The organism is Heyndrickxia acidiproducens DSM 23148 (assembly GCF_000374345.1).
Lineage (GTDB): Bacteria > Bacillota > Bacilli > Bacillales > Bacillaceae_C > Weizmannia > Weizmannia acidiproducens.
This window is the reverse complement of record NZ_KB893976.1, coordinates 74,766-99,253: the sequence shown is the minus strand read 5'-3', so window position 1 is coordinate 99,253 and position 24,488 is coordinate 74,766. Positions and strand designations below refer to the sequence as shown.

At 45.0% G+C, this 24,488-nt stretch carries 28 protein-coding genes; all 28 read right to left on the bottom strand.

All coding sequences use genetic code 11. The annotated features are described in order from the left end of the window. Nucleotides 1–40: 40 nt before the first annotated feature. Nucleotides 41–1,300: an RIP metalloprotease RseP gene (rseP, locus tag C232_RS0100520; RefSeq protein WP_018660103.1), complete on the bottom strand. Its 1,260-nt coding sequence runs from the start codon at nt 1,298–1,300 to the stop codon at nt 41–43. Between the two features lie 88 nt (nt 1,301–1,388). Then, nucleotides 1,389–2,540: a 1-deoxy-D-xylulose-5-phosphate reductoisomerase gene (gene dxr, locus C232_RS0100515; RefSeq protein WP_018660101.1), complete on the bottom strand. Its 1,152-nt coding sequence runs from the start codon at nt 2,538–2,540 to the stop codon at nt 1,389–1,391. Between the two features lie 27 nt (nt 2,541–2,567). Beyond that, entirely contained in the window at nt 2,568–3,365 is a 798-nt protein-coding gene (locus C232_RS0100510; RefSeq protein WP_018660099.1) for a phosphatidate cytidylyltransferase, read from the bottom strand. After that, complete coding sequence (locus C232_RS0100505) at nt 3,362–4,165, bottom strand: isoprenyl transferase (RefSeq protein ID WP_018660097.1); 804 nt, start codon at nt 4,163–4,165, stop codon at nt 3,362–3,364. The genes C232_RS0100510 and C232_RS0100505 overlap by 4 nt, the downstream gene beginning before the upstream one ends. A 237-nt stretch (nt 4,166–4,402) precedes the next feature. After that, nucleotides 4,403–4,960: a ribosome recycling factor gene (gene frr / locus C232_RS0100500; RefSeq protein ID WP_018660095.1), complete on the bottom strand. Its 558-nt coding sequence runs from the start codon at nt 4,958–4,960 to the stop codon at nt 4,403–4,405. Continuing rightward, on the bottom strand, nt 4,957–5,685 hold the full coding sequence (pyrH, locus tag C232_RS0100495) for a UMP kinase (protein ID WP_018660093.1): 729 nt from the start codon (nt 5,683–5,685) through the stop codon (nt 4,957–4,959). The genes frr and pyrH overlap by 4 nt, the downstream gene beginning before the upstream one ends. A gap of 82 nt (nt 5,686–5,767) precedes the next feature. After that, on the bottom strand, nt 5,768–6,652 hold the full coding sequence (gene tsf, locus C232_RS0100490; protein WP_018660092.1) for a translation elongation factor Ts: 885 nt from the start codon (nt 6,650–6,652) through the stop codon (nt 5,768–5,770). 140 nt (nt 6,653–6,792) lie between these two features. Further along, on the bottom strand, nt 6,793–7,536 hold the full coding sequence (rpsB, locus tag C232_RS0100485; RefSeq protein ID WP_018660089.1) for a 30S ribosomal protein S2: 744 nt from the start codon (nt 7,534–7,536) through the stop codon (nt 6,793–6,795). Between the two features lie 151 nt (nt 7,537–7,687). After that, entirely contained in the window at nt 7,688–8,245 is a 558-nt protein-coding gene (locus C232_RS0100480) for a hypothetical protein (RefSeq protein ID WP_018660087.1), read from the bottom strand. Nucleotides 8,246–8,295: 50 nt separating this feature from the next. Next, nucleotides 8,296–9,069: a FliA/WhiG family RNA polymerase sigma factor gene (locus tag C232_RS0100475; protein ID WP_018660086.1), complete on the bottom strand. Its 774-nt coding sequence runs from the start codon at nt 9,067–9,069 to the stop codon at nt 8,296–8,298. Nucleotides 9,070–9,162: 93 nt separating this feature from the next. After that, on the bottom strand, nt 9,163–9,663 hold the full coding sequence (locus tag C232_RS0100470; RefSeq protein WP_018660085.1) for a chemotaxis protein CheD: 501 nt from the start codon (nt 9,661–9,663) through the stop codon (nt 9,163–9,165). Next, on the bottom strand, nt 9,656–10,294 hold the full coding sequence (locus tag C232_RS0100465) for a chemotaxis protein CheC (RefSeq protein ID WP_018660084.1): 639 nt from the start codon (nt 10,292–10,294) through the stop codon (nt 9,656–9,658). The genes C232_RS0100470 and C232_RS0100465 overlap by 8 nt, the downstream gene beginning before the upstream one ends. An 11-nt stretch (nt 10,295–10,305) precedes the next feature. Further along, a complete protein-coding gene (locus C232_RS0100460; RefSeq protein WP_018660083.1) occupies nt 10,306–10,749 on the bottom strand; it encodes a chemotaxis protein CheW in 444 nt (147 codons plus the stop codon). A 41-nt stretch (nt 10,750–10,790) separates the two neighbouring features. Next, entirely contained in the window at nt 10,791–12,854 is a 2,064-nt protein-coding gene (locus C232_RS0100455) for a chemotaxis protein CheA (protein ID WP_018660082.1), read from the bottom strand. Between the two features lie 12 nt (nt 12,855–12,866). Continuing rightward, on the bottom strand, nt 12,867–13,550 hold the full coding sequence (locus C232_RS18275) for a chemotaxis protein CheB (protein ID WP_018660081.1): 684 nt from the start codon (nt 13,548–13,550) through the stop codon (nt 12,867–12,869). Between the two features lie 120 nt (nt 13,551–13,670). Further along, nucleotides 13,671–14,534 carry a MinD/ParA family protein gene (locus tag C232_RS0100445; RefSeq protein ID WP_018660080.1) on the bottom strand — a complete coding sequence of 288 codons (864 nt, stop codon included), beginning with the start codon at nt 14,532–14,534 and terminating at the stop codon, nt 13,671–13,673. Further along, nucleotides 14,518–15,696: a flagellar biosynthesis GTPase FlhF gene (flhF, locus tag C232_RS0100440; protein ID WP_018660079.1), complete on the bottom strand. Its 1,179-nt coding sequence runs from the start codon at nt 15,694–15,696 to the stop codon at nt 14,518–14,520. Before flhF ends, C232_RS0100445 begins: the two co-directional genes overlap by 17 nt. Further along, the gene (gene flhA / locus C232_RS0100435) at nt 15,693–17,729 is read right to left on the bottom strand and encodes a flagellar biosynthesis protein FlhA (protein WP_018660078.1); all 2,037 of its coding nucleotides are present in this window, start codon (nt 17,727–17,729) and stop codon (nt 15,693–15,695) included. Before flhA ends, flhF begins: the two co-directional genes overlap by 4 nt. Before the next feature lie 31 nt (nt 17,730–17,760). Continuing rightward, nucleotides 17,761–18,843, bottom strand: a complete 1,083-nt coding sequence (gene flhB / locus C232_RS0100430) for a flagellar biosynthesis protein FlhB (RefSeq protein WP_018660077.1) — start codon at nt 18,841–18,843, stop codon at nt 17,761–17,763. Beyond that, complete coding sequence (gene fliR, locus C232_RS0100425) at nt 18,840–19,619, bottom strand: flagellar biosynthetic protein FliR (protein ID WP_018660076.1); 780 nt, start codon at nt 19,617–19,619, stop codon at nt 18,840–18,842. The genes flhB and fliR overlap by 4 nt, the downstream gene beginning before the upstream one ends. A gap of 3 nt (nt 19,620–19,622) precedes the next feature. After that, nucleotides 19,623–19,892: a flagellar biosynthesis protein FliQ gene (gene fliQ / locus C232_RS0100420; RefSeq protein WP_018660075.1), complete on the bottom strand. Its 270-nt coding sequence runs from the start codon at nt 19,890–19,892 to the stop codon at nt 19,623–19,625. 14 nt (nt 19,893–19,906) lie between these two features. Beyond that, on the bottom strand, nt 19,907–20,572 hold the full coding sequence (gene fliP, locus C232_RS0100415; protein ID WP_018660074.1) for a flagellar type III secretion system pore protein FliP: 666 nt from the start codon (nt 20,570–20,572) through the stop codon (nt 19,907–19,909). After that, nucleotides 20,565–21,251: a flagellar biosynthetic protein FliO gene (locus C232_RS0100410; RefSeq protein WP_018660073.1), complete on the bottom strand. Its 687-nt coding sequence runs from the start codon at nt 21,249–21,251 to the stop codon at nt 20,565–20,567. Before C232_RS0100410 ends, fliP begins: the two co-directional genes overlap by 8 nt. 24 nt (nt 21,252–21,275) lie before the next feature. Further along, complete coding sequence (locus C232_RS0100405) at nt 21,276–21,638, bottom strand: response regulator (protein WP_018660072.1); 363 nt, start codon at nt 21,636–21,638, stop codon at nt 21,276–21,278. A gap of 17 nt (nt 21,639–21,655) precedes the next feature. Then, complete coding sequence (fliY, locus tag C232_RS0100400; RefSeq protein WP_018660071.1) at nt 21,656–22,789, bottom strand: flagellar motor switch phosphatase FliY; 1,134 nt, start codon at nt 22,787–22,789, stop codon at nt 21,656–21,658. Then, nucleotides 22,782–23,783, bottom strand: a complete 1,002-nt coding sequence (fliM, locus tag C232_RS0100395; protein ID WP_018660070.1) for a flagellar motor switch protein FliM — start codon at nt 23,781–23,783, stop codon at nt 22,782–22,784. The genes fliY and fliM overlap by 8 nt, the downstream gene beginning before the upstream one ends. A 44-nt stretch (nt 23,784–23,827) precedes the next feature. Next, nucleotides 23,828–24,253: a flagellar basal body-associated protein FliL gene (gene fliL, locus C232_RS0100390; RefSeq protein ID WP_018660069.1), complete on the bottom strand. Its 426-nt coding sequence runs from the start codon at nt 24,251–24,253 to the stop codon at nt 23,828–23,830. Further along, nucleotides 24,243–24,464 (bottom strand): flagellar FlbD family protein, encoded by a 222-nt coding sequence (locus tag C232_RS0100385; protein ID WP_018660068.1) that lies wholly within the window; start codon nt 24,462–24,464, stop codon nt 24,243–24,245. The genes fliL and C232_RS0100385 overlap by 11 nt, the downstream gene beginning before the upstream one ends. Between the last annotated feature and the right edge of the window lie 24 nt (nt 24,465–24,488).

Below are 24,488 nucleotides of genomic sequence, written 5' to 3'. Positions count from 1 at the left end.
GAATCAGGCAATCGATGTTGCTGACTGCCTGATGCATTTGTTAAAGGAAAAACCTTTGAATGTCATTCCACGTCACAATGATCATTAAGAGCATCAATAATGCAAAACCGATAAAATGGACAATGCCTTCTTTTTGGCGGTCGATCGGTTTCCCTCTTAATGCCTCAACTCCAAAGAACAACAGTCTGCCGCCGTCAAGTGCCGGCAATGGGAGCAGGTTCATGATCCCAATATTGATGCTTAACAGCCCGGCCCACTTAAACAAATAGATGAGGCCGGTTTTGGCAACCGTCTCCGTTGATTTATAAATTCCGACCGGCCCGGAAAGCATGTCAATGGAAAATCCGCCTGTAATCAATTGGCCCAGCAATTTCAAAATTTCAACCGTCCACACATATGTCTGCGTGATCCCGTATGTGGCAATTTTCAGCGGGGAATGGTCAACCGGGCCGTTCACGCCGATCCGGCCAATTTCAGTATTATCTATGTTCACGCTTTTCGGCGTCACAGGGATATCCATTGTTTTCCCGCCGCGTTCGATGGTAAAGGTAATTTCTTCATCCGGGTGTTTTTGGATGACCTCCACGATATCATTCCAGTTTGAAATCTCCGCGCCATCAACGCTGATGACCGTGTCACCTTTTTGCAGGCCTGCCTGGGCAGCAGCACCGCCTTTTGCCAGAGTGCCAAGAACCGGATCTGTAACCGGCACCCCCTGGACAATGGCCATCAGTGTAAATACAATTGCAGCCAGCACAAAGTTCATCAGCGGTCCGGCAAAAATCGTCAATGCGCGTTTGCCGAGTGACTTAGAAGCAAACTGCCGGTCCCAGGGCGCAATCTGTGTTTCCATGCGGTCATCTACAAGGACAGCATCCCGTTTCACTTTAAATGTGCGTGGAACCTCATCATCCCCATCTTCATAGCCTTTAATATACAGTTGATGCTCTAAATCCGCCGCTTCTACTTCAATAATGCGCAGGTCGGAATAGCGGTCCTTTCCGTTCACAACGATCTTTTTAACCTCTTCATTTTGGCCAAGCACCAAACCGACCCGCTGCCCCGACTTTAACTCAGCCATTTCCGGATCCTCTCCGGCCATCCTCACATAACCGCCGATCGGCAGCAGGCGGACCGTGTACTGTGTTTCATTTTTCTTGAAGGATAAGATCTTCGGCCCGAAGCCAATCGCAAATTCCCGGCACAGAATCCCTGCTTTTTTCGCAACGATGAAATGCCCTGCTTCATGAAAAATGACGAGTGAACCAAAAATTAAGATAAAGGCTATCACTGTTGTCAAATGAAATACCACCTTTTTTACTTTAAGAATAGTTTCCTGCTATTTAGCCGGTGTTTAACTTTCCATGCAACCGGTTTGGCCTGTTTTCCTAAAATGATATGAGCGAACGTACAAAAGAACGGGTTTCGGCATCTATCGATTGGATGGTTTCCAAATCGGGGTGTTTAATACCATTATGCCTTGCCAGTGCCTTTTCAATCAACTGTTCAATCCGCAAAAACGGAATTTTTTCCTCCAGGAAAGCAGTAACTGCCGCTTCGTTTGCCGCATTTAAAACCGTTGGCATCGAGCCGCCGATTTTTCCGGCCTCATAAGCGAGTTTCAAACAATAAAAACGTGCTTTGTCCATTTTCTGAAAATGCAGCTGCCCGATTTCTGCCAGGTCCAGGCGGTTTGAACCAGGCAGCGCCATTCTGTTCGGATAAGAGAGGGCGTATTGAATCGGTATCCGCATATCCGGCGTCCCGAGCTGGGCTTTTACGCTGTTGTCACGGAATTCCACCAAAGAATGTACAATGCTTTCACGGTGCAGGATCGTATCAATCTGTTCAAAAGGCAGATCAAAAAGCCAGTGTGCTTCAATGACTTCGAGCCCTTTATTCATCATTGTTGCCGAATCGATTGTGATTTTTGCACCCATCGACCAATTCGGATGGTTTAGCGCATCTTTCACCATGACATGCGCCAGCTCTTCTCTTGATAGATCCCGGAAACTGCCGCCGGATGCCGTAATGATCAGGCGCTTGACTTCATCCTTGTTTTCCCCTTGCAAACACTGAAAAATTGCGGCATGCTCGCTGTCGATCGGCAGGATATCCACTTGATGGCGCCGGGCCTCCTCCATGACAAGATGCCCTGCTGTCACCAATGTTTCTTTATTGGCAATTGCGATTGTTTTCCCGGCTTCGATCGCCTGCAGCGTAGGCAGAAGTCCGACACTGCCAAGGACGGCATTCACCAGCATGTCCGCCTTTGGATATACAGCCGCTTCAACCAGGCCTTCCTCCCCGTGCCCAAAAGTTACCGCACTGCCAAATTCAGTTCTCAGCCTGTCACAGCCGGCTTTTTCGGCAACCGATACAAATTCCGGCTGAAACTCACGGATGATTTTCTTTGCACCATCGATATTTCGCCCTGCCGAAAAAGCGGCCAGTTTAAAATCATCGGGGTGGTTTCTGATCACATCCAAAGTTTGGGTGCCGATTGATCCGGTTGCCCCTAATAAGCTGATCCATTTCATTTATATACACCTCTTTTGTTTACCCATCTACATTAATTTTAAGAAATGGATGAGCGGAAGTACAAATAACAAGCTGTCAAACCTGTCCAATATCCCGCCGTGGCCCGGCAGAATATTCCCGGCATCCTTCACCCCGTAATGCCGCTTATATGCAGATTCAACTAAATCGCCAATCTGGCCGGAAACGGACAAAATGACTGTGGAGATCGTCAGCCGCACGACCCCGATGCTGATATCCGAAAAAAAAGCGAAGATCACTGCGACAATGACCGCACACAGCACCCCGCCCAGGGCCCCTTCCACCGTTTTGTTCGGGCTGATTTCCGGCCACAGCTTATGTTTTCCTAACGCACGCCCGATAAAATAAGCCCCGGAATCAGTCGCCCAGATCAGGCACAGGGCATAAAGAATATAGGTGATGCCTGCGTTTGCCGTATTTCTTGTTTCAATAAAATAATAAAAACCGATGCCGACATAAATAGCCGATAAGATTAAAAATCCTGTTTTTTCAAACGTAAGCCGGTTTTTTGTCAGCACCGTATAAGCCAAAAGCAACAGGACGATCATGTACGTATATTCAAGCTTCGAAAAGCCGAAATGTTCAATGGCATGCCCGTATTGGGATGGAATCAGAATCACCCACAATAATAATGCGGAAAGTATTCCTTCAAATGAAAAAAAGGCCTGTTTGCCCATTCTCAGCAGTTCAAACAGGGCAATGGTTGCCATTGTGTATGTCAATATGATAAACGGCATATTCCCGTAAATCACAAATGGGATAAAAAGAGCTGCTGCGATGACAGCAGTTATAATTCTCTGCTTCATTGATTTTGCTCCTCACTTTGTAAACCGCCAAATCTTCTCGAACGTTTTTGATACTCCTCAATTGCGTCCATAAAATGTTCTTCGTTGAAATCAGGCCACAATACATCTGTAAAAACAAATTCAGTATAAGCCAGCTGCCACAGCATAAAATTGCTGAGGCGGATTTCACCGCTGGTACGGATCAAAAGGTCGGGATCCTGCAGTTCGTTTGTCATCAAATAGCGGTTAAATACTTCTTCTGTAAGTTCTTTTTCGTCCATTATACCATTTTTTACATCTCTTAAAATGCTTTTCACGGCCTGCATGATTTCATCCCTGCTCCCGTAATTCAGCGCAAAGTTCAGAATAAGCCCGTTGTTGCCTTCCGTTTCTTTTATCGCCTTGTCGATTGCCCTTTGTGTATGCGAGGGAATTTGCTCTTTGTACCCCATCATTTGGACTTTTACATTTTCTTCTTTTAATTCAGGGAGATAAGTGGATAAAAATTTTTCCGGCAGTTTCATTAAATAATCGACTTCAGGTTTCGGCCTCTTCCAGTTTTCCGTGGAAAAAGCATACAATGTTAATACTTTGATACCAAGCTGATTGGCCAGGCGGGTAATTTTCCGGACCACTTTCATTCCTTCATGATGGCCGGCGATCCGGGGCAGGTTTCTCTTTTTCGCCCATCTTCCGTTGCCGTCCATAATAATTGCAACGTGGGCAGGCACATCGAATTCTTCCGCGCTCCCCCCCGGTCCGCTGATTTCGTTTAACCTTTCTTTATTGAAAGATTTCCATATTTTTATGTTTTTAAGCATTATCTGCCCTCCAAATGGATTCCGTCAAGCGTTTTAATGACTCAAAAAGCCATTATGTATATGCTATTCTATCATACCAAAAAAAGCATGGCATTCATACGTTAAGTTTGCCATCCCCTATTATAGAGAAATTATATGTATTTGTGTAGCCGTGATTCACCTTAGAGAAGCAAAAAACCTTCCGCCAGCCTGTTGCAGTGCTGATGGAAGGTTCGCTTTAACGGTTGGGAAGTCCCATTAGACTTCTAAGATTTCCTGTTCTTTTGTTTTTGAGATTTTATCAATTTTTTGGATATGCTGATCGGTAATTTTTTGGACATCATCTGCAAAATTACGGTGCTCATCCTCCGTAATTTCTCCATTTTTTTCAAGCTTTTTCAACTCATCATTGGCATCGCGGCGAATATTGCGGACAGCAACTTTCGCTTCTTCCGCTTCTTTTTTTACAAGCTTTACGAGTTCTTTTCTTCTTTCCTCTGTCAATGGTGGAATGGCAAGGCGGATGATAGAGCCGTCATTATTCGGTGTCAGGCCCAAATCCGATTTTAAAATTGCTTTTTCAATTTCACCGAGTGCCGTTTTATCATACGGCTGAATCACTAAAAGGCGCGCTTCCGGAACAGAAACGGATGCCAGTTGGTTTACAGGCGTTGGTGCACCATAGTAATTAATGGAAATTTTGTCAAGCAAAGATGCGTTCGCACGTCCTGCGCGAATGGAGCCAAGTTCACGTTGAAAAGCGTGAATGGCTTTTGACATTTTATCATTGGCAGTATCGATCACTTGCTTTGTCATTTTGCTTCCCCCCTCACGATTGTCCCGATGGTTTCACCCATTACGGCCCGTTTTATATTTCCTTCTTCCATTATCGAGAATACTATAAGCGGAATGTCATTGTCCATACATAAAGAGGATGCGGTTGAATCCATCACAGCCAGACCGTCTTTGATCACGTCAAGATAGGACAATTCATCAAATTTGACCGCTGCTTTATCCAGTTTCGGATCCGCAGAATATACACCATCCACATTATTTTTTGCCATTAAAATCACATCGGCTTCAATTTCAGCTGCACGCAATGCGGCCGTTGTATCCGTTGAAAAATACGGGTTGCCTGTACCGGCAGCAAAAATTACGACACGCCCTTTTTCCAGATGGCGGATCGCACGCCTCCTGATGTATGGCTCAGCTATTTGCCGCATGTCAATAGAAGTCTGTACACGTGTCTCAATGCCGCTTTGCTCAAGGCTGTCCTGGAGCGCCATTGAGTTCATGACCGTTGCCAGCATGCCCATATAATCGGCTGTTGCACGGTCCATGCCCATTTCACTGCCGATTTTGCCGCGCCAAATATTGCCGCCGCCGACAACAACCGCAACCTCTACGCCCAATTGCGCAATTTCTTTAACCTGCTGGGCAACAGACTGGATCACAGTCGGATGGATGCCAAAGCCTTCCTCTCCTGCCAATGCTTCTCCACTTAATTTAAGAACAACACGTTTATATTTAGGGGTGGCCATTTTAATCCTCCAATAGTGTATTATGTATAAAGCTTTTGTCTTCTAAAAAGAGGAACACCGCGTGTCCCCCTTTTATCAAAAATTAGTTTTTCTTAATTTGGCTCATGACTTCTTCCGCAAAGTTTTCCTCGCGTTTTTCAATGCCTTCGCCGACTTCATAGCGGACAAAATCAATGATTTTCGCATTGTGGGATCCAACAAATTGGCTGACCGTCTGATCCGGGTTTTTCACAAATGCTTGATCACTAATGCAGATTTCTTCGAAGTACTTTTTCAGGCGGCCTTCCACCATTTTTTCAACGATTTTTTCCGGTTTGCCTTCGTTTAAAGCCTGCTGTTTCAATACTTCACGCTCATGTTCCACTTCTTCCTGGGATACTTGGTCATGGGATACGTATTTTGGATTTAATGCGGCAACATGAAGGGCAACGTCTTTAGCAACCGATGCATCCGTCGTACCTTCCAATACAGTCAGTACACCAATGCGGCCGCCCATGTGCAGATATTCGCCAAATACGCCATTATCCGTTTTTGTTTTAAGCGCAAAGCGGCGAAGCGTAATTTTTTCACCAATTTTGGAAATGGCTTCCGTAATCAATTCATTGACAGTTGAACCGTTTGCCATTTTTGAATTTAACGCTGCATCCAAATCAGCCGGTTTGCTGGCCAGCAAATGCTCTGCAATTTCTTTTACAAGGTTTTGGAAGTTTTCGTTTTTGGCAACGAAGTCTGTTTCTGCATTCACTTCCAAAATGACCGCGGTATTGCCTTTGCTTAGTACATATGTGGTTCCTTCCGCTGCAATGCGATCCGCTTTTTTTGCAGCCTTTGCAATTCCTTTTTCGCGAAGGAAGTCGACTGCTTTTTCCATATCGCCATTTGTTTCTGTCAGCGCTTTTTTGCAGTCCATCATGCCGGCGCCTGTTTTTTCACGCAGTTCTTTAACCATTTTTGCAGTAATTGCCATTGGGGAAATTCCTCCTTCAGTATTATGTAAATTCATTACTTTAAAAAAAGGTGATAAGCAAAAAAACCTTCTTATCACCTTTTGATGTTGGTTGTATAGATAAGATGCGGCTTTTATGGGCGCGCAGGTCTTAACGCAACTTAAGCTTCAACTGTTTCTGTTGTTTCTGTTGTGGTTTCATCAGCGGTAACAACTTCTTCTTCACCTTGGCGCGCTTCCATAATGGCATCAGCCATTTTGCCCGTTAAAAGTTTAACCGCACGGATTGCGTCATCGTTTGCCGGAATCACATAGTCAATTTCATCAGGGTCACAGTTTGTATCGACAATACCGATAATCGGAATGTTCAATTTCCTTGCTTCTGCCACCGCAATGCGTTCTTTGCGCGGGTCGATGATGAACAATGCATCAGGAAGGCCCTTCATATCTTTAATCCCGCCCAGGAATTTCACTAAACGGTCATGTTCTTTTTTCAACTGGACAACTTCTTTTTTAGGAAGAACTTCGAATGTGCCGTCTTCTTCCATTTTTTCGATTTGTTTTAAGCGGTCAATCCGTTTTTGGATGGTTTCAAAGTTTGTTAATGTACCGCCCAGCCAGCGATGATTCACATAGTACATGCCGGAACGTTCTGCTTCAACTTTCACAGATTCCTGCGCCTGTTTTTTCGTGCCAACAAAAAGAACACTGCCGCCGTTTGCAGCAAGATCTTTTACGAAGTTATAGGCTTCCTCTACTTTTTTCACCGTTTTTTGAAGATCGATGATATAAATACCGTTACGCTCTGTGAAAATATATTTTTTCATCTTAGGGTTCCAACGGCGTGTTTGGTGTCCAAAGTGTACACCAGCTTCAAGTAATTGTTTCATTGAAATAACTGACATTTTATTTCCTCCTTGGTTTTGTTTTCCTCCGCTTCAATCCTCTTTAAATGGAAACTGCCGCCTGGCAGCACCGTCCATTTAAATCATCAAGCGTGTGTGATAACACCAGCAACTAATATAACACAAATAAAAGCTTCAATCAAGCATTATCTTAGCGCGCGTGAAATTTCAACAACAGTTCCATTTCCGTTTTGCCCCTGTGCAATTTTTGGGCAATTTCTTCTATAGTATACCCGCTTTTTTGCAAATCATTCACCTGCTGGATAAGGCTTTTTTCTTGTTTCGGCCTTGTTGCATCTGTAACTATTTTCCCCGGATCCGCCGCCACGCCGGTGTTGGGGTCATTTTTTTCCGTGGACGCCTGTGCTCTTTGGTACGCTTCTGCCGCGTTTATTTTCAAGAGGGCAGCCGATTTTGCCCCGGGCACGTCCGGAACCGGATTCCCGGGGCTTTGTGCAGTTTCTTCATGGGAAGCGGCACTGTTTGTTTGCGGCTGCACCGGCGCGGATTGGATTTTTTTAATAAATGTTTCATTTTCTTCTTTCATTTCAATTAGATAGCCGGCCAATATATTTTCGATTTCTTTCACCATATTATCGTAGTTTTGTTCTGCTTGTACGGTGCGGTTCTGCCTTAAATAAAGTAAAATGACCGCAAAAATCGTGATGGCATTTAAAAGAAAGGACAGAACGATTAAAAAAAAGGTCACTTTGATCAATCCTTATCATTGGGATCATGGTGATGCCGCAGAAGGCTGGATTACGCAAACATCTTCTTTTCTAAGATCCCCCTTAATTTATACAGGGCTTTCGTATGAATTTGGGAAATGCGGGATGTTGACAGGCCCATAATCTCCCCGATCTCCGTTAACGTACATTCCTCATGATAAAAGAGGCTTAAGACAAGCTGTTCTTTTTCATTAAGGGTGGCGACCACCTCGGCCAGTTCCCGGACTGATTCTTTTTTGATCAGTTCCGCTTCCGGCTGTTTCGTTGTTTGCTCCCTGATTCCGTATGGGAACGGTGACCCGCTTTCGTCATGTTCCGTGCCGGATTCTTCTATGGACAATACGTTCGCATAAAACTGTTCATTCATGGTGGTATAAACTTCTTCTTCTTTGATTCCCAATTCGGCTGCCACTTCCTTCGGCTGAACGGGGCGCAAAAATTTCTGTTCAAGTCTTTCAATCGTATTTTCAATTTTTTTGGCTTTTTCCCTCGTCCCTCTTGATAACCAGTCCTCTTTTCTCAGGCCATCCAGGATCGCGCCGCGAATGCGGAAAGAAGCATATGTGTCAAACTTCAGCTCACGGGAGGGGTCGAACTTGTTTAATGAATCCAAAAGCCCGAACATCCCCAGGCTTTCTAAATCATCTTTTGAGACATTGCGGGGAAGCCCGACAGCAATTCTCTGGACATGATAGGAAACAAGCGGCAAATATTTTTTTACCAGGATGTCCCCTGCTTCAGGATCGCGGCAGCGCACCCATAAATCCCAATATTTTTGCTCTTCCTCTTGTACCGGTTCTGCCATTTAGCCTTCCCTCCTTATTGCCCGTATTCCACAAGTATAGAAATGTTTTTAAACAGGGCCGTGACGATGGGCACTGTTGTATTTCTTGCCGCTTCATATCTCTTTACAGCCCCGGTTCACCGTTTTAACAGTGAGTATGCCGGTCAGCGGATTAAATTCAATGGTGCGTCCGCTTTTGCCACCCGTATCTTTTGCCACCAGTTCAATTTTGTTGTCCTTTAATTCTTTGATGACGGCATCAATATTACGCGGCCCGATCCGCATCGCATCATTCATGGAAGAAAACGAAAACATTTCGGCACCGCCCGCCATTTTTGCCTTCAGACGTCCCGGATGACACCCGGCAAGGCACAATTGTGCTATCAACTCTTTGATTGCAGTATTTGCAAATTTTGCTTTATTCATCTGCTCAGGATCCCGGGCTATGTGTGACGAGGGCAGCATGATGTGGGCGAGGCCGGCTATCTTGGCCATCGAATCATAGAGGATCACGCCAACACATGATCCCAGCCCGGTTGTCCTGATGATGCGCGGCGGGGAAACGATTTTCATTTCCGCTATCCCTACCTTGACAATATTCAGTTCGCTATCCATCGAGTTCAATCCTTAACGAACGGAACAGGATTTCATATGCAGCAGGATCGGGAAAAAGGAAGAAATGCCCCTTTACATCTGTATTGAGTGGCTGATCATCATTTAAAATTGTATCAATTACTATGGCGTAATCACTGACTTGCGAAAGTTCAATCAAACCGTAGCTGATGATTGAGCCGAACATATCAATGCTGAGCGCCGGGACGGAAGGCAGCATATCCAACTGTGTAAAATCGGAGAGTGCGGTTAAATAGGACCCGGATAAAATATTTCCTAATTCCAGCATCGCAGACAGCCCCAATTCGGAATAGGGCGGTTGTTGCAAAGAAAAGTCCGGATCATCAATCATTTCTTTAATAAACCGTTCGCCTTGCGAAACCGGTACAATGAAAAAGATATTTCCCGGCACATCGCCTTCGATCCTTAAAAAGACACTGACAACAACGATTTCGGCCCCGCCGATCAACTCCATAATTTCTTTAAATGAGGCAATATGAACCCTGGGCACTTTCATATCAATTTTTTTATGCAGCAACTTGGAAAGCGCGGTCGCCGCATGGCCGGCCCCGATATTTCCGATCTCTTTTAAAACATCCAAATGAAGTGGCGTAATTTTATTTTTAATATCCATATAGAAGACCTCTAATGTAAAGGAGTTAAGACTTTATCCAGATTCAAAAGCATCAGCAGCCTTTGGTTTAAATTGGCTACACCGGAAATATATTCTTCCTTGCTGCTGTTGACCACTTCCGGTTCGGGTTCGATGGCGCCATCGTCTAAATCAAGCACGTCTGTCGCTTCATCAACAAGCAGCCCGACTTCAATATCAGCAATATTTACAATGATGAATTTGCAGCTCCGTTTTTCAGCGCTTTCCTGTGCGTTTTCCTGTGCGCTTTCCATGGCAAATCGTCGTTTTAAATCAATAACAGGTATGATGACGCCGCGCAGGTTTATGACCCCCGATACATATGGAGGCGTATGCGGTACCCTTGTAATATGCTGCAGTTTTTCGATCGACAGCACCTGCTGTACAGGAACGGCATATTCTTTATCATTTAACTGAAACACGATCACTTTCTCCATCAATATCATCCTCTTTTCTTGTTCAAGTTCCCGGGGCTGTTCTATTTAATCAATGCGTTGCAATCGATGATGAGTGCAACTTGCCCGTCTCCGAGAATGGTGGCACCGGAGATGGCAAAAACGTTTGTTAAATAGTTTCCTAATGATTTGAGGACTATTTCCTGCTGGCCGATAAAGGCATCGACCACAAAAGCAGCCAATTTATCCCCTTTTCGCACAATCAGCACGGAAACAAATTCATCTTCCACATTTGCATTTGGAATATCAAACACATCATTTAAAAATACAAGCGGAACGACTTTGCCTCTGAAGTCGATCACTTTCTGATGATGTGCATTTAAAATCCGGCTCTTTTTAATGATAGCCGTCTCAATAATGGAAGAAAGCGGCACAGCGTATTTCTCCGCGCCAATTTCAACAAGCATAACAGAAATGATAGATAAAGTAAGCGGCAGCTGAATGGTAAAAACCGAACCCTGCCCTTCTGCAGAGTGCACGGAAATTGTGCCGCTCAGTGATTGGATCGTCGACTTCACGACATCAAGCCCGACGCCCCGCCCGGAAATATCCGAAATTTTATCAGCAGTGGAGAAGCCTGATTCAAAAATCAGGTTGAAGATTTCACTGTCGCTTAAGTTTCCGGCTTCATCCGCTTTCACGATTCCTTTTGAAACAGCTTTTTCCAGTACTTTTTCACGATTGATGCCGGCGCCGTCATCCTCAATTTCAATGAAAACATGGTTGCCGCTGTGGTATGCCTTTAATTTAATCGTGCCGGTTTCAGATTTATTAGCGGCTCTTCTCTCTTCCGGTGTTTCAATGCCATGGTCGCATGAGTTTCTGATCAGATGCACAAGCGGATCACCGATTTCATCAATAACGGTGCGGTCCAATTCGGTTTCTGCGCCAATAATCCGGAGATTCATTTTCTTATTCAGATCTCTTGACAGCTGCCGGACAAGCCTTGGGAACCGGTTAAATACGGTTTCAACCGGCACCATGCGCATGTTCAGAATAATCGTTTGCAAATCTCCTGATATCCGTGACATTCTTTCCACCGTTTCATTGAGTTCCGGATGGTTCACTTCCTTTGCGATTTGTTCCAGGCGCCCGCGGTCAATGACAAGTTCTTCGAATAGATTCATCAGGTTGTCAAGCCTTTCAATATTGACACGAATCGTTTTCGAAGCATTTTTATGATGGTGAATAGCGGTTTTGCTGTCTTTTGTTTTCGGATTTTGAATCTGTTTCTGATTTTGTTCCGTATGCCGGGCAGTTTGGGCTTGTTCGGCAGGCGCAGTCTGCACGGCAGAGTCATTGTTATGATGCGGCTCTATGACAACCGTTTTCGCTTCAACCTCTTCTATCTCGGAAACTTTTAAAATCTTTTGTTTAATCTCTTCGCTAGTCTCTTTTGACACCAGGGTGACTGTAAATTCAAACTCAAATTGTTCATCTTCAAGCTGGTCAACCGGTGGATTGGAATGGATGACTTCACCGCTTTTTTCAAGAATCTCGAACACCATAAAAACACGTGCTGCCTTCAGCAGGCAATCCGGACGGAGCCGGATCGTAATCGCATAACAATGGTAGCCTTGTTCGGCGGATTGAATGATAACGGTCTGTTCATACTCATCATATTGGCCGGCACCGGTGTTTTCCGCTTCCTGTTGATCCGTAACAGCAGCAGCGGCAGATACCTCCCGGTGTGCCGGGGGCGTCTTTCCGCCGTTTTCAAGTGTATGTAATTGTGCGATGGTGTCACGTACGTCCAATTTTCCATCTCCGCCGTCCGAAATTGAATCCACCATGGACTCCAGCTGGTCAACCGCAGTAAAAATAATATCTATCGTGTCAGGCGTAACGAGGAGCTTTTCATTGCGGATGGCATCAAGGACATTTTCCATTTTGTGCGTTAAATTTGCCAAATCCTCATAGCCCATGGTCGCGGACATGCCCTTCAAAGTATGGGCGGACCGGAAAATTTCATTGACAATGGCGAGATCATGGGGATTTTGTTCCAACAACAGTAAATTTTCATTTAAGGATTGGATATGTTCCTTGCTTTCTTCAATAAATATTTCTAAGTACTGGCTCATCTCCATCAATACCACATCCTAATCACTGATATAGTCTATAATTGCATCTGCAATGTCATTGAGATGCTTGATCTCATCCACGAGATTCGCAGCAATTGCACTTCTCGGCATCCCGTAAACAATGCAGCTTTCTTTTGATTCGGCAATGACCTTGACATTTCCTTCATTTTTTAAATGAATCAGACCTTTTGTTCCATCAGAACCCATCCCGGTCATCACAACCGCCACTTTATCGTAATGTTTCAGACGGCTGATCGATTCAAATGTTTGATCGACTGCCGGCCTGTGCCCGCTTACTGTAGGGGATTGTTCCAGCTGTATCACCATTTGCCCGGCCTGTTCCCTTACCTTCATGTGAAAGTCTCCAGGTGCGATATAGGCGGTGCCTTTTTGCACAATTTCTCCGTCTTCCGCCTCTTTTACCGTAATCCGGCAAATTGAATTCAGACGGTTTGCAAGTTGCCTTGTAAAGCCCGGCGGCATATGCTGGACGACCAGAACAGGCGCCGGCAAACCCTCCGGTAAGGATGCCAGTACGGTTTGCAGTGCACGCGGCCCGCCTGTTGACGTCCCGATGCATACAAGTTTTTTTCTTGCTGACCGCCTTTTGGATGCCGGCTGCTGGTCCGGGCCTTCCCCGGCCGGGTGATATACCGGGGTTTCAGGTGAAACATGTCGTTTTTGATTACGATGCGTATTCACAAAGCTTGCCTCCCCATTTTTAACAACAAACGCCTCACACCTTTTTAAGATCCTGGCTCCGATTCAAAGCTTCCCCGGGTTCCGTTTGATAGCAGAAAGCTTTCTTTCAGCCAAGGCTGTTCAGCTGTTTTTTTGCCAAAGCCCCCGCAGTTTACGCACAAACAGCGGTACGCCACCGGTGCGTTTTGAATCATAGCCGGTGATGTAGCTTTGCAACAGGGCATCTATCTTTTTTGCGGCAGATGTATGCGGATATTCAAGATAAAACGGCATTTGCCTTAAGACAGCTTTTTTTACATTGGAATCTTCCGGGACAACGCCAAGGATTTCGGCTTCTTTACCAAGAAATTTTTTAATGGTAAACCGCAGGCGGCTTAAAGTCACCAGCCCTTCTTTCTCTTTTTCTGCCCGGTTGCAAATTAAATAGAGCGGCGAATCAAATTGTTGCATGCATATATATTTTATCATCGAATAGGCGTCCGTTATGGCTGTCGGCTCCGGTGTTGTCACAACAAAGATGTCATCAACCGAAAGCATAATTTGCAGGCTGGACGCCGCCGCACCTGCCCCCATGTCGAAAATCATATAATCATAGTCATATTGAAGCCATTCTATTTCGTTTATGAGCTTTCCGACTGCCGCATCTTCCATCCGGATTACTTCATTAAAACCATTCCCCGCCGAAATATAGGAAATATTATCCGGCCCCTTGCATAATATTTGCGAGAGCCCCATCCCGCGGTGAATAAAATCCGAAATGGTGTACGGAGCATCAAGCCCGAGCAGCACATGAATATTTCCCATACCGATATCCATATCGAATAACAGTACTTTGGAACCCTGTTTTGCAAGTGCCGCAGCCATATTGACCGAAATATTTGATTTCCCGACACCACCCTTTCCGCTTACAACAGCAAACGTTTTGGCAGGCCGCCCGTGCTGTTTCTTTAATTGCGCGCGTAATGATTCAGCTTGGTCTTTCATTGCCATTTTCCCCAAATAAATATTGAATAAATGTATCCGGTGATGCCTCAATAATATCATCCGGGACGTCCTGTCCGTTTGTCACATAAGCGCAGCCTGTTCCGTATTTTTCCATGAGATTCACACCGGCCCCATAAGTTCCCGTTTCATCCAGCTTCGTAAAAATAAAACGGTCAATCCGGATGCCCTGAAAGCTTTCCATAACGGCCGCCATATCTTTTTCTTTCATGGTCATGGATAAAGCCAGGAATGTTTCCATATTTTCATTGAAATCAATCAATCCTTTTAGTTCCCGGATATACTGGATTTCACGGTAATTCCGTCCTGCGGTATCAATATAAATGCGGTCAAAACCGGCAAACTTTTCAATTGCTTTATGGAAATCCGATAATTTGTAAATGACTTCAAACGGGACATTTAACAAATTGGCATAGGTTTTGAGCTGTTCGACCGCCGCAATCCGGTATGTATCCGTCGTAATAAATGCAATTTTTTCTTTTTTATCCAATACGGCGCCCGCCGCCATTTTCGCAAGTGTCGTTGTTTTCCCCACTCCGGTCGGGCCGATTAAATTGACATATTTACTTTGGATTTCTCCGCAGGCAAAGCGGCTCAGTTTCTTTCTGATCACCGCTTTGCCCCAATCCAGGACATCGCCTTCTGACGGCTCTTTGCCATGGGCTTTCCATTGCTCCAACAGGCACTCGCCAATCGATAAAACGAACGCTTTATCCAATTCCTGTTCCGTACAACGGCTCAGAAACTTCTGGATCTTAAGCGGGTACTTTTGGAAAGCAGCACTCGAAAACCCGGAAATTTCCAGTACTGCTCTTTTTAACTCTGCCAGTTCCCTGTGCAGGCTTTCCGTTTCCCGAGCTGCTTGTTTTTTGTTTGCTTCAGCCGGTTCAACCCGGGAATCAGTACGGATCTCTTTTGCTTTTTCATATTCGATTTTTGCCGGCGTGATCTCTCTTTGTCGCGGTTTTCCAGGTTCAGGATCAACTGCAGCAATGACTTCAATATTCCTTTTTTTCATAAACCCGAGAAAGCCTTTGCGCTGGATGACTTTTGAATTCAAAATGACAGCCTGGTCCCCCAGTTCAAGGCGGATCTGTTTCATTGCTTCCGGCATATTGGGCGCTAAAAATTTTTTGATCTTCATTCAATGTTCACCAACCCTATACTTTGTACCTCAACATTTGCTTCCAGCTCGTTATAGGAAAGCACCGGCACTTGCGGGAAGTATCGTTCTGTCATTTGCCGCAAATACATCCGGACAGCAGGCGAACATAAAAGCACCGGAGCGCTTCCGGTCATGGAAACCTTGTCCACCTGTTCTGTAACGGACTCGATGATTTTTTGCGAGATAGCGGGATCCAGTGATAAATAGTTGCCATGTTCAGTTTGCTGGATGCTGTCGGCAATCAGCTTTTCCACTTTTCCCGAGACCGTAATCACTTTTAAATTGTCGCCGGCAGTGGTATATTGTTCCGTAATTTGCCGTGCCAGACTCTGCCTGACATATTCTGTCAGTAAATCAGTATCTGTTGATAATTTACCATAGTCGGCCAGGGTTTCAAAAATGGCCGGCAAGTTGCGTATGGAAACATGTTCTTTTAACAGGTTTGAAAGAACCTTTTGAATTTCCCCGACAGATAACGGGTTCGGCGTGACTTCTTCGACCAGTACCGGATTGGATTCTTTTAAATGGTCGATCAAGCCTTTTGTTTCCTGTCTGCCCAGAAGTTCGTACGCATTGGAGCGTATTGTTTCCGTTATATGTGTCGAAACAACGGTTGGCGGATCAACGACGGTATACCCCATCATTTCCGCCTGCTCCTTTTGCTCTTCTGTTATCCATTTCGCAGGCAGCCCGAATGCCGGTTCAACCGTAGCTATCCCGTTAATGGCGCCGTCATCTTCACCGGGTGTCATCGCCAGAAAATGGTCTAAAAGAAGTTCCCCTCTTGCCAGCTCATTTCCTTTTATTTTTAACCGGTATTCATTTGGCTGCAGCTGAATATTATCCCGAATCCGTACGACCGGAATGACAATCCCCAGTTCTATTGCCAGCTGCCTGCGAATCATCACAATCCGGTCGAGTAAATCGCCGCCCTGGCTCGTTTCCACCAGCGGAATAAGCCCATAGCCAAACTCAAACTCAATCGGGTCGATATCAAGCAGGCTCATCACACTTTCCGGGCTTTTCATTTCTTCAGGCTGGATTTCTTCCTCTGCCACATCCCCTGCCTTGTCCGCTTTCTTCGGCACTTGTTGAAGCTGGTAACCGCCGATCGCCAGCGCTGCTGAAACAGGAATCGTAAGAAGATCATGAATCGGTGTAAACAGCCCGAGTAAAAATATGGTCCCGCCGGCCATATAGAGCATCATGGGGTAAGAAAGCAGCTGGGCCATGACATCCTGGCCGAGATTGCCATCTGAAGCCGCTCTTGTCACCATAATACCGGTTGCCGTTGAAATTAACAGGGCAGGAACCTGGCTGACGATCCCGTCGCCGACTGTCATCAGGGAAAATTGGCTCGCCGCATCACTTATGGCCAGGCCCATTTGCGTCATGCCGATAATAATCCCGAAAATTAAGTTGATGATCACGATGACAATACTCGCAATCGCGTCCCCTTTTACAAATTTGCTGGCACCATCCATCGCCCCGTAAAAGTCCGCTTCCCTGCTTACTTTTTCCCTCCTTATGCGGGCTTCCTGGTCGGATATCATACCGGCATTCAAGTCTGCATCAATACTCATTTGTTTTCCGGGCATCGCATCCAGCGTAAAACGCGCTGCCACTTCTGCAACCCGCTCAGCGCCTTTTGTTATGACAATGAATTGAATAATGATTAATATCAAAAAGACAACCAGTCCGACAACGATATTGCCGCCAACAACGAATGAGCCAAATGTTTCGATGACCCCACCGGCATTTCCTTTCGAAAGAATCGAACGCGTCGTAGAGATGTTCAGTCCGAGCCGGAATAAAGTGAGCAGCAGCAGCAAAGATGGGAACACTGAAAATTGCAGCGGCTCTTTCATATTCATGGAGATCAACAGCACAAGCAAGGCAAGAGAAATATTGCAGATGATAAGAAAGCTTAACAGCCATGTCGGAAACGGAATAATTAACATCGCGATGATCAATATGACCCCGGCGATAACGGGGAGTTCTCTTGCAGCCATACGTTTTTCTCTCCTAACTTGCTTTAAAAAGTTAAATTTTGTGTTTCATTTTATATACATAAGCTAAAATTTCGGCAACCGCTTTGAAAAACTGCTCGGGTATCACATCCCCGACTTCAACCTGGGCATAAAGCGCTCTTGCCAGCGGACGGTTTTCCATCATGACGATATCGTTTTCCCTCGCAATCTCTTTGATTTTTTGGGCGAGATAGTCCGCACCCTTTGCAATCACAAGCGGCGCATCACTTTTTGTCTCATCATATTTTAAACAGATCGCATAATGGGTCGGGTTGGTGATGACAACGTCGGCATCCGGCACTTCCTGCATCATGCGTTTCATTGCCATTTCCTTTTGCTTCTGCCGGATTTTAGATTTAATGAAGGGATCGCCCTCCGTGTTTTTGAATTCATCCTTAATATCCTGTTTTGACATCCGGATATTTTTTTCAAAATCAAAGCGCTGGTATAAATAATCTAGGATCGCAAGCGCAAACAGGGCGATGGATGAAGCAAGGCCGATGGACAGTGTCAAATGCCCGACCACCTGCAGTGAAGCCGCAGCACTTTTAAATGGCAGATTTAAAATATCCGAAATATTGGTCCACAGCACCGAGAAAGCCACAACACCGATCAGCATCATTTTCAATTCGGACTTTAACAATTCTACAAGCGCCCTGATCGAAAGAATTCTTTTTATTCCTGTAAGCGGGTTTAATTTTCCAAGGCTTGGCTTTAGTCCTTCCCCGGTAAAAATGAAACCGGTCTGGGCCAGATTTGCCACAATACCGGCAATGAACGCTACCGCCATAACCGGAACCAGCATGGAAGCCATTTGTTTGACAATTTCTATAAAAATTTTATGAATGCTTTGTTCGGTTACATCCTGAAGCATATATTCCGTTAATGACGTATGCACCAGCTGCGACATCGGTTTGCCGATCGTACCGGCACCAAAATATAAAAACAGAAACACGGCCAGTAAAACGATGGCTGTATTGATATCCTGGCTTTTTGCCGTCTGCCCTTTTTTGCGGGTATCCCGTCGTTTCTTCGGTGTTGCTTTTTCCGTTTTTTCCCCGGCAAAATACTGCAGATTCAATGAGAGATAGGTCATCCGGATCCCCCCAGTAATTCCATCATACTGCGCATGGTATAAAACATGGCTTCAAATAAATGCCGGGCAACAATGAAGATGGCGCCCATTGTGATGGCCATTACAATAAAGCCAACAGCCGTTTTTACCGGGAATCCAATGACAAAAATATTCAGCTGCGGCACCGTTCTGGCAATTAGCCCAAGTGCCACATCGACAAGAAAAAGAACCCCAACAACCGGGACGGACATCTGAAATGCTACAAGAAAAACCCGGCCGGTCAGCGTTGCAAGATATTTTGCAAGATTGCTTGAACCAAGCGGAATCCATGCCTGATCCAGCGGAATAAATTTATAGCTGTAATAAATGCCGTCTAACATAATGTGATGGCCGTTTAACGTTAGCAGCAATAAAAGCGCAAAGCTGTATAAATACTGGCCGGTCAGCGGGCTTTGTACCCCCGTCTGCGGGTCAAGCACATTTGCCATTGAAAAGCCCATCTGAAAATCAATGAATGAGCCGGCGATCTGGATCGCAGACATGAGAAAAGCAGCGGCAAATCCAATGACCAAACCGATCAGCGCCTCTTTGATTAACAGCAAAAAATAGGCGCCGCCAATGGGAAAAGGCTGGACACGAAGCGTATAAGTAATCATCAGCGCCAGGAAAAAACCAAGCCCGATCCGGAACACGGCCGGCACTGACCGGTGCGAAAATAATGGCATCATAATGAAAAAAGTGGTGACCCGGATTAAGACCAACAAAAAGATACTGAAAGAAGGAATGAGCTGATCCATGTTTTAACCTATATACTGTGTCAGATTCATTAAAATGTCTTTCGTATATGAAAGCATGTGGCCAAGCATCCACGGCCCGAAAAATATGAGCCCGAGCAGCACCGCAACAATTTTCGGGATAAAAGCGAGCGTTTGCTCCTGTATTTGCGTCGCGGCCTGGAATATACTGACAACCAACCCGACAACCAGTGCAATTGCCAGCAGCGGCCCGCATACCAGCAATGTCACCATGACGCCCTTTTCCGCCAAAGAAATCACCATTTCCTGACTCATTCTGTTCACCTTCTTTAAAAACTTTCAAGCAATGATTTTACGACCAAATACCAGCCGTCTACTAATACAAATAACAAGATTTTAAAAGGAAGTGAGATGGTCACCGGCGGCAGCATCATCATTCCCATCGACATGAGTACACTGGAAACCACCATATCAATCACCAAAAACGGGATAAAAATCATAAACCCGATTTCAAAAGCGGTCTTCAGCTCACTGATTGCAAAAGCCGGGACCAGTGTTGTAATCGGTATATCCTGCACCGATTTCGGTTGCTTTTCCTTCGCATAATCCAAAAAAAGCTGCAAATCTTTTTGCCTCGTCTGTTTTGCCATGAATTCCTTAAAAGGCACCTGTGCTTTGTCATAAGCTTCATCGAGTGTAATCTTATCGTTGAACAAAGGGGTGAGCGCCTCTTTATTCACCTGTTGAAAAGTCGGGGCCATAATGAAAAAAGTTAAAAACAGCGCAAGGCCGACCAGCACCTGGTTGGGCGGCGCCTGCTGCGTACCGAGCGATGTCCGTACAAATGAAAGCACGATGACGATCCGTGTAAAAGATGTCAGAAGAATCAGGATGCTGGGCGCGAGCGAAAGCACAGTCAGGAACAAAAGGAGTTTTACAGAGGTTGATACAGTATCCGCCGATCCGTTGCTTAAAAGATTCATAAATTCATTCATCTCTTTGCTTCCCCTTCTGTTCCAGTTCTTTCATCACCATGCTTCTGTCTTTTTTCATCGTATTGATTTGCGTTTTCAGCAATTTGCCGAAAGATGAAGCCGCTTGTTGATTCTGATGCCGTTTTTTCCATACATTCACTGCTTTTGACACCCAATCTCTTGGCTCCATTGTTTGTTCGAGTTTTTGATTGTACTGGTCGACAAAATCCCGGACCTCTTCCTCGTCCGCTATTTCTTTGACTAAATGGATGTCTTCGCCCACGCCCAGGATAAGAATTCTTTTTCCTGCTTTTACAATCTGCAGCGACTTGTTTCCGCCCAAAGGCGTACCGCCGAAATTCTGGATCAGCCTGTTGTTTTGGTAAGAACGGCTTCTTTTATTGATAAATTTTAATAAAAAATATAAGAGTGCGATCACAAAGATAAGTGCGAATATCATTTTCACAATATCCCCTATCGTTACAACCGAACTGCCCTGCACAACAGACTTACCCTCTGTTTGCTTTGTGGAACGATCTTCTCCCTGCTTCTGATTTTCGCATTTTTTCGGGTTTTCCATGCATTCTTTTACATTTCCGTTAAAAGAAGCTGCCTGGGCATAACCCACAGTATAATGCCCGTAAATCAAAAAGATCAGGATGCTGAAAATTGAAATTCCCTTTTTGAATTGGCTTTGCAAACTGTTGTCACCTTCTTAGCAGGTTTAACTTAATGATTTCTTGATGGCTTCAATGACGCGGTCCGCCTGAAATGGTTTGACAATAAAATCCTTGGCGCCGGCCTGGATCGCGTCAATCACCATCGCCTGCTGCCCCATCGCCGAGCACATGATCACCCTTGCGCTGCTGTCAATCTGTTTAATTTGCTTTAAAGCACTGATGCCATCCACTTCCGGCATGGTGATATCCATCGTTACCAGGTCCGGGCGGTGTTCACGGTATTTTTCAACTGCCTGGGCGCCGTCTGAGGCTTCAGCAACGACCTCATAGCCGTTTTTCGTCAAAATATCTTTAATCATCATGCGCATAAATGCTGCATCGTCCACAACCAAAATTGTATTTGCCATACCATCTTCCCCCAATATTAATTTAATTTTTTGAGCCTGTCTTTTTGGCTGACAATGTCAGTTACACGAACGCCGAAGTTTTCGTCGATGACAACGACTTCGCCGATCGCAATCAATTGATGGTTTACAAGAATATCCACAGGTTCCCCGGCGAGCTTGTCCAATTCAATAATCGAACCCGGCCCCATTTCAAGAATATCCCTTACCGTTTTGGATGTCCTTCCCAACTCAACCGTAACTTGAAGCGGAATATCAAGCAGCATATCGAGATTCTTGGTTCCAATATGCGGTTGTGTATCCTCGAAGCTGGTAAAGACGGCCGGCTGCACATTTTGGTAAGTTTCCTGTTTGGGCGGAACTTGTCCCTGCTCGTTTTCCGTACTGCTCTCCTCAGTTTGCCGGGCGGGCGTGTCCGCTTCAGTTCTTTCGCTTTCGGAAGCAGGATGATGCGCGCCTTGTGTGTCTCCGTCCTGGTGGATCAAATCAGCCACAAGACTTTTGGCAAATTGCAGCGGCAGCAATTGCATAATTTGCGAATCTATTAAGTTATGAATCATGAGCCGGAACGAGACTTTGACAAGAAGCTCCTGATTTGGCAGGGAATCCGTTCCTTCTCCTTCCAAAATATTCAATAATGATACAGTTGGCGGCGAAATGTCAATCCGTTTATTGAATACGGCGGACATTGATGTGGCCGCAGAACCCATCATTTGGTTCATCGCCTCCTGAACCGCACTTAAATGAATTTCATCGAGATCTGAACTTGGGTTTTCGCCTGTTCCCCCGAGCATTAAATCGGCAATAATTGCGGCATCCGACTGTTTGATCACGAGCACATTGATGCCTGAAAAGCCTTCCGTGTATTTTACTTGAATCGCTACATACGGATGCGGAAACTCATCCGCCAATTTATCATGCCGCACAATCCCGACTTCGGGTGTCGTTATCTCCACTTTATGGGACAGCAATGTAGATAAAGCCGTTGCCGAACTCCCAAATGAAATGTTCCCGATTTCACCCAGTGCATCCTTTTCCATCGAGTCCAAATAATCTTCCACATTCAGCGTACTTGAATCCGGCTTTTCTCCCTCGTTGGCGGTGCCATTTAGAAGGGCATCAATTTCCTCTTGCGATAGCATATCATCACTCATACTTTTCTTCATCCCCTTCCACAATCATGTCCATGATCTGGACAGCCATCTTTGTACCGGATTTCCCGGGCTGCCCGAGAAATTTCGGTATTTTATCGATCTTCACGACCATGGGTTCTGCAATCGTCTGATTCAACCGGATGACATCGCCAAGTTCCAGATGAAGGAATTCTTCAATTTTGATGCTGGTTGATCCCAATTCGACAGCAAGCGGAACTTTCGCATCTTTTATGCCCTCTTCCAGCAATTTTACGTTTTCCGGATCGGCCTGCTTATTTGTCTGCTGCATCCAGTAATGGCCGGATAATTTCGGAATGATTGGATCCAGTACAACCTGGGGCAGGCATAAATTAATCATGCCGCTTGTCTCGCCGATTGTCATGTTGAGCGATATCACTACAACGGTTTCGTTTGGAGAGATCATCTGCAGAAATTGCGGATTGACTTCCAATTCCGTTAAGCAGGGGTTGATATCTGTAATTTCGCTCCATGCTTCCCTCAACTGGTCAATCATTTGTTCAAAAATTCTTGTCATGATTTTCTTTTCAATTTCTGTCAATTTATCAATTTTATTCATGCTGTCCCCGTACCCGCCAAGTACACGGTCCATCATCGAATAAGCGATATTCGGATTAATCTCCATGATGATATTCCCCTCAAGCGGAGGGACTTCATAAACCGTTAGAATCGTTAATTTAGGAATGGAGCGGATAAATTCTTCATAGGGAATCTGATCCGCCGATGCCACCGTAATCTGAACATAGGTCCGCAATTGTGCGGAAAAAAATGTGGTCAGGATACGCGCGAAGTTTTCGTGTATTCTTGTCAGGCTTCGAATCTGGTCTTTTGAAAAGCGCAATGCCCGCTTGAAATCATACACTTTAATTTTTTGCGTATCTTCTTCTTTTTTGATTTCTTCCGCATTCATTTCACCTGTCGACAATGCAGACAACAAGGCATCAATCTCAGACTGCGATAAAATCTCTTCCGGCAAACGGAATCACCCCCTTTTTAGATGAATAAACAGAACTGTGATTCTTATTGGATAACATAAGAGGTGATATACACATTTACGACTGTTCCGTCCTGCATGATTTTATTTAAGCGTTCTTTCAAATCTGTTTTAAATTTTGTCTTGCCTTCGTCACCCTGCAAATCTGCCATTGTCATATTTGATAGTTCGTCAATCATCATATCTTTGATTTGAAAATCCCGTTTGGTCAGTTCTTCTTTTGCCTTTTTGTCGCTGCCTTCTATTTTTATTGCAATCTGAACGATATGGTTATCTTTCAGGTTGGTCGTCATCTGGTCGATATCTACCGACGAATCCACGACGTCATCAATGCTTGGCGGCTTTGCTGCTGACGATTGGTCCGTTTTGTAAATGACAATTAACGTAATCACACCTGCGAGTAAAATGACCGAAATCATAATCAGCATGGTTTGTACCATTTTATTTTTCATGTTTGCCCCCCGCTTCCAGGTTCCTGCCAAATAAAGAAACTGAACGGTAAAACGCCGTTATTTTTTGTTCAATCTCTTTACTCGTTTCTTTTACGATATAACTGTGCCCGTTTGTTAATGTAATCCTTGTGTCAGGCACACTTTCTACCGTTTCAATATAGAGGGCGTTCAGCATAAATGTCTTGCCGTTCAGTCTCGTTACAAGGATCAAGTGATTTTAGGGCCTTTTTAAAAA